The following is a 374-nucleotide window of genomic DNA, read 5'->3' on the forward strand; positions in this document are numbered from 1 at the left end:
TTTAGAACAAATGGCATGGGTCTCATTCTGAAATTCATTCTGAAAGTCTTTTATACATTTGTATTCTAGTGTGTCACCATCCTGGTAAGTCGCCTTCAGATTTCTTCTTACCATAGTCGCATTATTTATTCTTCTCTCAGGATCTGGGCATGTTTGTTTGCATTTTGGGTACTTCCACTGTCCCTTAGAACAGGTTGCATGGGGCCCATCCTGAGTGCCAATGCCAGCTTTACAGCTGTATTCTACTGTGTCACCTTCCTGGTAGTTTTCCTTTAGATCTGGTTCCTTCACAGTTGCGTTATTTCTTTCTTTCTCAGGTGCAGAGCATCCTTGTATTTTACCAGATTCATGTTGTATGCATGTTGGTCTTTTTT

The 374-nt window shown here is 40.6% G+C and carries 1 protein-coding gene; it reads right to left on the reverse strand.

The features are described from left to right. Positions 1 to 291 (reverse strand): hypothetical protein (locus GFJ41_RS18185; RefSeq protein WP_170076041.1); only part of this gene is annotated, 291 nt, incomplete at its 3' end. Positions 292 to 374: the final 83 nt, after the last annotated feature.

The organism is Paraclostridium dentum (assembly GCF_012922555.1).
Taxonomy (GTDB): Bacteria; Bacillota; Clostridia; order Peptostreptococcales; family Peptostreptococcaceae; genus Paraclostridium; species Paraclostridium dentum.